The sequence below is a fragment of the Ilumatobacter sp. genome, from assembly GCF_049588435.1.
Classification (GTDB): Bacteria; Actinomycetota; Acidimicrobiia; order Acidimicrobiales; family Ilumatobacteraceae; genus Ilumatobacter_A.
Map to the genome: position 1 here is coordinate 1 of NZ_JBAVYV010000388.1, position 8,429 is coordinate 8,429.

Sequence of the window (8,429 nt, forward strand, 5' to 3'; positions counted from 1 at the left end):
ACTCGTGAAGGATCCCGGCACGCTCGAACCAGACGCCGAGCGCGCCGCTGCGGTGATCGCCGCGGCGTTCGATCGCGGTCTGATCCTGATGGGCGCCGGCGAGTACTCGAACTGCATCCGTGTCCTCGTGCCGCTGGTGGCCACCGAGGACGACATCGCCCACGGCATGGCGATCCTCGCCGCTGCCTTCGACGCCACCGCCTGAAAGGACGAACCGATGGCCGAACCAACCACCACCACTGGCAACGAACGACCCGACCTCGTCAAGATGGCCGTGGACTCCGAGTCGTGCATCGGAGCCGGCCAGTGCGAGATGCTCGCCGAGGACGTCTTCCTCATCAGCGACGACGAGGGAATTGCCGAGGTCCTCGGCGCGGGCCTGCTCGACCGCCCCACAGCCCTCGTCGCAGTTGACCGGTGTCCCGGACGGGCGATCAGCTTCACCGAGATCGACGCAGGGGATTGAACGTGGAGCACTTCGAGAACTGGATCGACGGTGGCCGCGTCCGCACCGATCGGCGGATGACCACGAGCAACCCGTACACCGGCGATGCGTGGGCTGACGTCGCCGACGACCCGGCGGCCGTCGATGTCGCTGTTGCTGCGGCACGTCGCGCGTACGACGACGGCCCGTGGCGGTCGATGCCCGCGGCGCAGCGCGCGGAGCTGATCCGCACGCTGGGTGCGTTGCTGACTCGTGATGCCGACGATCTCGCGGTCATCGAGAGCCGCGACAACGGCAAGATCATCCGCGAGACCACAGCGCAGGCCAAGAGCCTGCAGAGCTATTTCGACTACTTCGCCGGTGTCGCCGACAAGATCGTCGGTGAGCAGATCCCCGGGCCGAACCCGAACTTTCTCGTCTACACCGAGCGCGTGCCGGTCGGTGTCGTCGGCGTGATCGTGCCGTGGAACTCACCGCTCGCGCTGCTCACCTGGAAGCTCGCTCCGCTGCTCGCCGCAGGCTGCACCGCGGTGATCAAGCCCTCCGACATCACGCCCGTCACCGCGCTGATGCTGGCCGAACTGTCGGACGAGGCGGGATTCCCGCCAGGTGTGATCAACGTGGTCACCGGCGGCGCCGAGGTGGGTGCCGCGATCTCCGCGCATCCGGACATCGACAAGTTGACGTTCACGGGCGGTGGGGCCACGGCCCGCCATGTGGCTCGCGCCGCAGCCGAGAACCTCACTCCGGCCACGCTCGAACTGGGTGGCAAGTCACCTCAGATCGTGTTCGCCGACGCCGACCCCGAGGCCGCCACCAACGGACTGCTCGCCGGCATCTTCGCAGCGAGCGGCCAGACCTGTGTGGCCGGCTCACGGGCGTATCTCCACGTGGATATCGCCGATGAGGTGATCGGGCGGCTGGTAGCACGGGCCGGCGAACTCGTGCTCGGTGACCCGGGCGACACGGCCACGGAGATGGGTCCGGCCGCGTCGGACGATCAGCGGGATCGCATTCTCGCCATGGTCGAGCAGGCACGCACCGAAGGTGCCACGATTGCGGCCGGTGGGGTGATCGACCCCGACCTCGGCGGCCGCTTCGTGCGCCCGACGGTGATCACCGGTGTCGCCAATGACACCACGATCGTGCGCGAGGAGGTGTTCGGGCCGGTGCTCGCCGTGATGACCTTCACCGACGAAGAGGAGGTGATCGCTCTGGCGAACGATTCCGACTACGCGCTGGCGGCAGGAGTGTGGACGAACGACGTGCGTCGAGCACATCGCATGGCGCGTCGCCTCGACGTGGGCACGGTGTGGGTGAACACATATCGCAACGTGAGTTTCATGGCTCCGTTCGGAGGCTTCAAGCAGTCCGGCTACGGCAAGGACAACGGCCTCGAGGCGCTCGACGGATACCTGCACACCAAGGCTGTGTGGGTCGAGTTGTCCGGCGCCACCCGCGACCCGTTCGTGATCGGGTAGTGAAGTCGACATGACGGCTCCCCTCGACGGAGTGATCGTGGTGGCACTCGAACAGGCGGTCGCCGCTCCACTCGCCACCCGCCACCTGGCCGATCTCGGCGCCACCGTGCTGAAGGTCGAGCGGCCTGACGTCGGCGATTTTGCTCGCAACTACGACTCGAAGGTGAACGGCAGTTCGACGTTCTTCGTGTGGGCGAACCGTGGCAAGCAGAGCATCACGCTCGACATGAAGGACGAGGCCGATCGCGCCACGTTCGACGCGCTCGTAGCCGGTGCCGACGTGTTCATCCAGAACATGTCTCCCAGCGCGGCCGAGCGGTCCGGCGTGTTGGCATCGCAGCTCGTTGCGCAGCATCCACGCCTCGTGGCCTGCGACGTGAGTGGCTACGGCCTCGGCGGACCGCGCAGTGACGACAAGGCCTACGACCTCGCCATCCAAGCCGAGGGTGGCGCGATGGCGCTGACCGGCTCGGCCGACGAGATGTCGAAGGTCGGCTTCTCGGTCGCCGACATCTCCGCCGCGATGTATGCCTTCAGCTCGATCCTCGCAGCGCTCTATCGGCGCAACCTGACCGGCGAGGGTGCTGCGATCTCGCTGTCGATGCTCGAATGCCTGACGGAGTGGACCTCCGTTCCGATGTACTCGGCGGTCTACTCCGGAACGGTCCCCGAGCGCGCGGGGCATCGGCACGCATTGATCGCGCCGTACGGGCTCTATGCCCTCGGCGATGGCGCCCGGATCCTCGTCGCAGTGCAGTCCAATCGTGACTGGGCGACGTTCGCCGGCGAGGTGCTGCTGGACCCGTCACTCGTCGCCGATCCTCGCTTCGCGGAGAACCAGGACCGCATCGACAACATCGCGGCGATGGAAGCGATCATCGCCGATGCCTTCGGATCCGTCCCACCGGACGAGATCATCGAGCGGCTCACATCGAGCGGTGTCGTGTGGGCGCGGGCGCGCGATCCCCTTCAGGTATGGGAGCACGAGCAGCACGTAGCGCGCGATCGGTTCATGTCGGTCGACCTCCCGACGGGGACCGCACGCGTGATGAAGCCGCCGTTCAACATCAGCGACTGTCCGGACCCGCGACCGGGCGTCCCAGCGCTCGGCGAGCACGACCCGGCACTGATCGAGCAACTCAGGACCCGGGCCGACGGATGACGGTCGCCCGCATCCCACGACTGCGGCGATCAGAGCTGACCACGCCCGGATCGAACCCGGCGATGATCGCGAAAGCTGTGGCGACGGACGCCGACGTCGTGATCATCGACCTCGAAGACGCCGTGGCGCCGGACGAGAAGGTTGCCGCACGATCCAACGTCGTCCACGCACTCCTCGGTTCGGACTGGGGGCGCAGCGCTCGGGCGTATCGCATCAACAGCGTCGACACCGCGTGGTGTCACGACGACGTGATCGATGTGGTCAGTCGTGCCGGCGCCCACCTCGATGTCGTGGTCGTCCCCAAGGTGATGGCCGCTCGTGAGGTCTGGTTCGTCGACGACTTGCTCACTCAACTCGAACTCAAGCTCGGCCTGGAACCGCAGCGGATCGGGCTGGAAGTACTGATCGAGGAAGCGCACGCGTTGACTGCGATCGATTCGATCGCGCGGTCGAGTCCACGTGTCGAAGCGCTGGTCCTGGGGGTGGGTGACCTGGCCGCCAGCCTCGGGATGCGCCTCGGGCACATCGGAGACGTTCCGGACGGGGCCGGTGACGTGTGGGCATCGGCTCGACATCGGTTGATCGTCGCCGCTCGTGCTGCGGGGATCGAGGCGATCGACGGACCGTTCGGCGACTTCCGCGACGATGACGGATTCGGCGCGAGCGCGTCGTCGTTCGCGCTCGTCGGTGGGTCCGGCAAGTGGTGCATTCACCCGGCGCAGCTCGAGGCGGCCAACCGCATCTTCGCTCCCAGCCCCGCCGAGGTCGACGAGGCCCGAGCAGCGGTCGACGCGATGAACGCCGCAATCGATGCCGGCCATGGCGCAGCGAGTGTCGGCGGCAAGATGATCGACGCCGCCACGGCGCGTGGATTTCGTCACGTCCTCGAACGGGCCGCGGCGTGCGACGGAACCTCGATCGTCGAGTCCGAAACCTGATCCCCGAGCGATGACGTCGCGGGTTTGCGGCGTGGGGAGCTGCGATCTCGCACTCGTGCTGTCGATGATCGCGAGGGACGAACCTCGGGCCCGACGACTCGGATTGGCGGAACGGGGGGGATTCGAATAGTCCACAGGGTCCTTTTGGCACCTGTTGGCGGCTGTGGCGGCCGATTGCGGCGGTGTGGAGAGCTGGTAGAACGCGTGTTGATGACCGTTCGTTCCCGTTCCGACCTCGACGCGACCAGATCGCGGATAGTGCGGGGTAGTGCACACGGGTTGTCGCGTTCTGGTCGGGATTCGGCCTTTACAAGGGTATTCACGACAGCGGTCTCCGCCCGGTCGGGACATTCGGCCCTTGTCGATGGCGTCACCACGCAAAGAGGATGGGGGCGAGATCGAACCCGCACGGAGAGGGAAGTCATGCACATCCGAGAACAACGCGAGAAGCACCCGCAGCGTCGGGCCGTTCCGGCTGGCTTCGCCGATTCGACGTGGTCAGCACTTGCCGCACCGCACGACCACGAGGTGGATCTGTTCGATCCGGCATCGCTGCACGACCTTCCCGCGCCGGCGCAACGGCTTCTGTCCCGCGCACTGCCGGCGAACGTGGCCCTCTCGCCGCTGGTTCGCCTCGACATGGACGGCGAGATCAAGCTCGGTGGTCGGTGGTTCGGCTTCACGGCGCAGCAGATCTTGCGAGCCGGTATCGGATTCGTATGGGCGCCGGTCGTGGGCGGTCGGATCCTTCGCTTCACTGGTGCCGACGCGCTCGGACTCGACGGCGCCCAGATCGAGTTCAAGCTCCATGGCCTCATCCCGGTCATGCGAGCCTCGGGCACCGACGTCCACCGCAGTGCCCAGGGCCGCTTGGCCGCCGAGACCGTTGCGTGGCTTCCCCAAGCGCTCACACCACAAGCCGGCGCACGCTGGGTCGGCATCGACGACGAACGCGCCGTCGTCACCATCAGTGCAGCGGGCACGGACGTCGATGTGCAGGTGGCGATCGACGACGACGGACAGATTCGTTGGATCGGGCTGGATCGCTGGAACTCGGCAGCGAAGCCACCGGCGTTTGCATCGTTCGGCGGATCGGTCAACTCGACACACACCGCACCCAACGGCGTGTGTATTGCGGGACGTGGCGCCGTCGGGTGGGATTGGCACACACCCGCTGAGGCCGACGGCGTGTTCTTCCACTACAGCGTCACCGCAGCGGACTTCTCGCCGACCGTCGACAGCGGTGCAACGACCCGCGCCGCAGCATCTCTCGGCTCTTCACGATCAGTTTCGTTCTCGGTCTGACCACCGGACGGACGACGACACCGCCTCGGCACACCGCCGACATCAAGCCTCTCGACAAACAACCACCCCATGGGATGTCTAGGCATGGCAACGGTCGACGGGCCTGAACGAAGGCGGTGCGGTGGGTGCTGTGGACGTGCACGACGCCACAAAGCTCGGGGAAACGCCCGGTGTGGATCCGGTGTGTGGGTCGCCCGGCGCTGGTCGCCCTCGACTACGTCGCGGGCGAGCGCGGCACGACCATGTGCTCGGGCTTCATTTCCGTGTAGGGCACGCCGTTCTGCCTGATCGCGACGAACTCGCCGTCGGCGGTCCGGCCACTCGCGTTGCCCCACGTGAGTGGGACCAACCCTCAGCGCTGAAGCGGAGGCGAGCGCCACAATTGCTGGGTTACGAGATCGGGTGTCAGTTCACCGACGGTGGCACGGCCGCAGAGTGCCATCGTCCGTCGCATTCCCGACACGATGTGGTCGAGTACCCAGGAGACACCCCGCTGGCCGCCTGCGCCCAGGCCGTAGAGGTACGGCCGCCCGAGCATCACCGCGTCTGCGCCGAGCGCGATCGCCTTGACGACGTCGCTGCCGCGGCGGATGCCGCCGTCGCAGATCACTTGGATTCCAGAACCGACAGCATCACGTACGCCGGTCAACATCTGCACAGGAGCCGGTGTGCCGTCGATCTGTCGACCGCCGTGATTCGAAAGCGCGATCGCGTCGACGCCCTGCGCCACCGCCCGTTCCGCGTCATCGACGCGCTGGATTCCCTTGAGCACGACCTTCAACCCGACGTTTCGCGCCGCCTCGATCATCCAATCGAGCGACTCCCACGACAGTGCCTGGTCGAACTGATCGTTCACGTAGTCAGAGAGCGTGATCGCCGTGCCACCATCGATGCCGGACATACCAGCGACGTTGGAAAACGTGATCGGTTCGTGGCGGAAAAGGTCGAGCGACCAGCGGGGATGGAGCGCTCCGTCGACGAAGGTGTCGAGTCCGATCTTCGGTGGCAGGGTGAAACCGCGGCGAACGTCGCGTTCGCGCCGGCCGAGCACAGCGGTGTCGATCGTGACGATGATCGCCTCGTAGCCGGCTGCGGCCGAGCGTTCGATCATCTCGCGCACGAGCCCGCGATCCTTCCAGACGTACACCTGGAACCAGAGCGGCGCGGTTGCGACGTCGGCGAGTTCTTCGATGCTGCGGGTCCCGAGTGTCGACAGTCCGTAGGGCATGCCGTAGGCAGCGGCCGCGCGTGCGACGGCGAGTTCGCCGTCGGGATGAGCGATCCTCGTGAAGCCGGTCGGGGCGAGCACGATCGGCGTCGGGCGAGCCACACCGAGCACGTTCGTCGACGTATCGATGGTGCTGACGTCGCGCAGCACGTTCGGGTGCAGCACGGCGTCGCGGAACGCCGACGAGTTGCGTTCGAGGCTGATCTCGTCTTCCGCACCGCCGTCGATGTAGTCGAACACGCCGCCGGGCAGCTGGCGGCGAGCAAGTTTGCGAACGTCGCCGACATCGCCACACGTCGCGAGTTTGCGTTCGACGCGATTCCATTCGACGGACTTGAGTTGGACGAGGGACGTGAGCGATTCGAGCATGAGCCTGACCTGCTGGGGTTGGAGGAATCCGGACTGGAACGCCGCTCAGCTGCGCGGTCGCGTCCGAAGCGGGACGAGACCGCCGTCGACATCGAGAATGGTGCCGGTGGTTGACGCAGCGCCCGGGCTGGCGAGGTAGCAGATCGCGGCTGCCACCTCGTCGGGCGCGACGAGTCGACCGATCGGCTGGCGGGCGTTCAGCGCTGCCCGCTCGGCCGCCGGATCTGGCGCCGTGCTGAGAAGTCGGCCGATCCATGGTGTGTCGGCGGTACCGGGCGAGACCGCGTTCACGCGGATGCCGTCGTCGACGTGGTCGGCTGCCATCGCGCGAGTGAGCGCGTGGACCGCACCCTTCGTCGCGCTGTACAGCGCCCGCTGCGGAAGTCCGACGGCGCCGGCGACGGAGCCGGTGTTGACGATCACGGCGTGATCCGACTCGCGCAGGTGAGGAAGGGCCGCACGGGCGACGCGCACCATGCCGAACACGTTCACGCCGAACACCGCCGACCACTCGTCGTCGTCGTTGTCGGCGACGTCACCCTGCGCTCCGATGCCCGCGTTGTTCACCACGATGTCGATCCCGCCGGTGCGCTCGACCACCTCGCTGATCGCCTGTCGTACCGACGCGTCGTCCGAGACGTCGCACCGCACACCGATCAACGGGCTCGCGACCTCCGGGTTCAGATCGAGGGCGACGACCGTCGCACCTCCGGCCGCCAGCATGTCTGCCGTGGCGAGACCGATCCCGGATGCGCCACCGGTGACCACGGCGACCAGGTTCTCGAACTGGCGCCCGAACGGACTGGATGTCTGTGAATCACTCATGCCTGGCCCACCGTCTGTCGTTGCTCGCCGAGACCCTCGATGGCGACACGGATCTCGTCGCCCTCGCGCAGATACGGCTCGTCTGCCCGCCCCAACGCCACACCTTCGGGTGTCCCGGTGTTGATGACATCACCAGGCTCCAACACCATGAACTGGCTGACGTACCAGACGAGGTGACGAATCCCGAAGATCATGTCGTCGGTGTTGGATCGTTGCCGCACTTCGCCGTTCACGGACAACTCGAGCCCGAGCGAATCCCCATCGAGTTCGTCGACCGGCACCAGCCACGGGCCGAGCGGGTTGAACGTGTCGCACGACTTTCCCTTCACCCATTGACCACCGCGCTCGAGCTGGAATTCGCGTTCGCTCAGATCGTTCGCGATCGTGTATCCGGCGACGTGTTCGAGGGCGTGGTCCGGGGAGTCGAGGTAGCTCGCCGTCGTCCCGATCACGACGGCGAGCTCGACTTCGTAGTCGGTCTTGTGGGATTTCCGAGGAATCAGAACGTCGTCGTTCGGGCCGATCACACAGCGGCTGGCCTTCGAGAACAGGATCGGCTCGCCGGGAATCTCGGCGCCCGTCTCCTCCGCATGCTTGCGATAGTTCAGTCCGATGCACATCAGCATCCCCGGGCGAGCGACCGGGCTTCCGTAGCGCTCACCGTCGAGCTCGACGG

At 66.7% G+C, this 8,429-nt stretch carries 9 protein-coding genes and 1 pseudogene; 6 read left to right on the plus strand and 4 right to left on the minus strand.

Annotated elements, in window-relative coordinates; translation table 11 throughout:
• The 6 genes and pseudogenes from WBV89_RS15040 to WBV89_RS15065 form a co-directional block, all read left to right on the plus strand.
• Positions 1 to 205: pseudogene (locus WBV89_RS15040) on the plus strand (4-aminobutyrate--2-oxoglutarate transaminase); the annotation flags it as partial.
• Between the two features lie 12 nt (positions 206 to 217).
• Positions 218 to 466, plus strand: coding sequence for a ferredoxin (locus tag WBV89_RS15045; RefSeq protein ID WP_423982167.1), 249 nt, complete (start codon positions 218 to 220; stop codon positions 464 to 466).
• A 2-nt stretch (positions 467 to 468) separates the two neighbouring features.
• Positions 469 to 1,926, plus strand: coding sequence for an aldehyde dehydrogenase (locus WBV89_RS15050; RefSeq protein ID WP_423982168.1), 1,458 nt, complete (start codon positions 469 to 471; stop codon positions 1,924 to 1,926).
• Between the two features lie 10 nt (positions 1,927 to 1,936).
• Positions 1,937 to 3,088 (plus strand): CaiB/BaiF CoA transferase family protein, encoded by a 1,152-nt coding sequence (locus WBV89_RS15055; RefSeq protein WP_423982169.1) that lies wholly within the window; start codon positions 1,937 to 1,939, stop codon positions 3,086 to 3,088.
• Positions 3,085 to 4,026, plus strand: coding sequence for an HpcH/HpaI aldolase/citrate lyase family protein (locus WBV89_RS15060; RefSeq protein ID WP_423982170.1), 942 nt, complete (start codon positions 3,085 to 3,087; stop codon positions 4,024 to 4,026). The genes WBV89_RS15055 and WBV89_RS15060 overlap by 4 nt, the downstream gene beginning before the upstream one ends.
• 423 nt (positions 4,027 to 4,449) lie before the next feature.
• Positions 4,450 to 5,331: a DUF6544 family protein gene (locus tag WBV89_RS15065; protein WP_423982171.1), complete on the plus strand. Its 882-nt coding sequence runs from the start codon at positions 4,450 to 4,452 to the stop codon at positions 5,329 to 5,331.
• Positions 5,332 to 5,545: 214 nt separating this feature from the next.
• Here the strand turns inward: WBV89_RS15065 and WBV89_RS15070 are convergent, their stop codons facing one another.
• The 4 genes from WBV89_RS15070 to WBV89_RS15085 form a co-directional block, all read right to left on the minus strand.
• A complete protein-coding gene (locus WBV89_RS15070) occupies positions 5,546 to 5,680 on the minus strand; it encodes a class II aldolase/adducin family protein (protein ID WP_423982172.1) in 135 nt (44 codons plus the stop codon).
• A gap of 3 nt (positions 5,681 to 5,683) precedes the next feature.
• Entirely contained in the window at positions 5,684 to 6,928 is a 1,245-nt protein-coding gene (locus WBV89_RS15075) for an alpha-hydroxy acid oxidase (protein WP_423982173.1), read from the minus strand.
• A 45-nt stretch (positions 6,929 to 6,973) separates the two neighbouring features.
• Positions 6,974 to 7,753, minus strand: a complete 780-nt coding sequence (locus WBV89_RS15080) for an SDR family NAD(P)-dependent oxidoreductase (protein WP_423982174.1) — start codon at positions 7,751 to 7,753, stop codon at positions 6,974 to 6,976.
• The coding region (locus tag WBV89_RS15085) for a fumarylacetoacetate hydrolase family protein (RefSeq protein WP_423982175.1) at positions 7,750 to 8,429 on the minus strand (680 nt) is incomplete at its 5' end. The genes WBV89_RS15080 and WBV89_RS15085, both read right to left, overlap by 4 nt.

Excerpts from the sequence above, each read along its gene's own strand:
- WBV89_RS15055 (WP_423982169.1), top strand. The coding sequence starts at position 1,937 with ATGACGGCTCCCCTCGACGGAGTGATCGTGGTGGCACTCGAACAGGCG.
- WBV89_RS15080 (WP_423982174.1), bottom strand. The coding sequence starts at position 7,753 with ATGAGTGATTCACAGACATCCAGTCCGTTCGGGCGCCAGTTCGAGAAC.
- WBV89_RS15045 (WP_423982167.1), top strand. The coding sequence starts at position 218 with ATGGCCGAACCAACCACCACCACTGGCAACGAACGACCCGACCTCGTC.
- WBV89_RS15060 (WP_423982170.1), top strand. The coding sequence starts at position 3,085 with ATGACGGTCGCCCGCATCCCACGACTGCGGCGATCAGAGCTGACCACG.
- WBV89_RS15065 (WP_423982171.1), top strand. The coding sequence starts at position 4,450 with ATGCACATCCGAGAACAACGCGAGAAGCACCCGCAGCGTCGGGCCGTT.
- WBV89_RS15075 (WP_423982173.1), bottom strand. The coding sequence starts at position 6,928 with ATGCTCGAATCGCTCACGTCCCTCGTCCAACTCAAGTCCGTCGAATGG.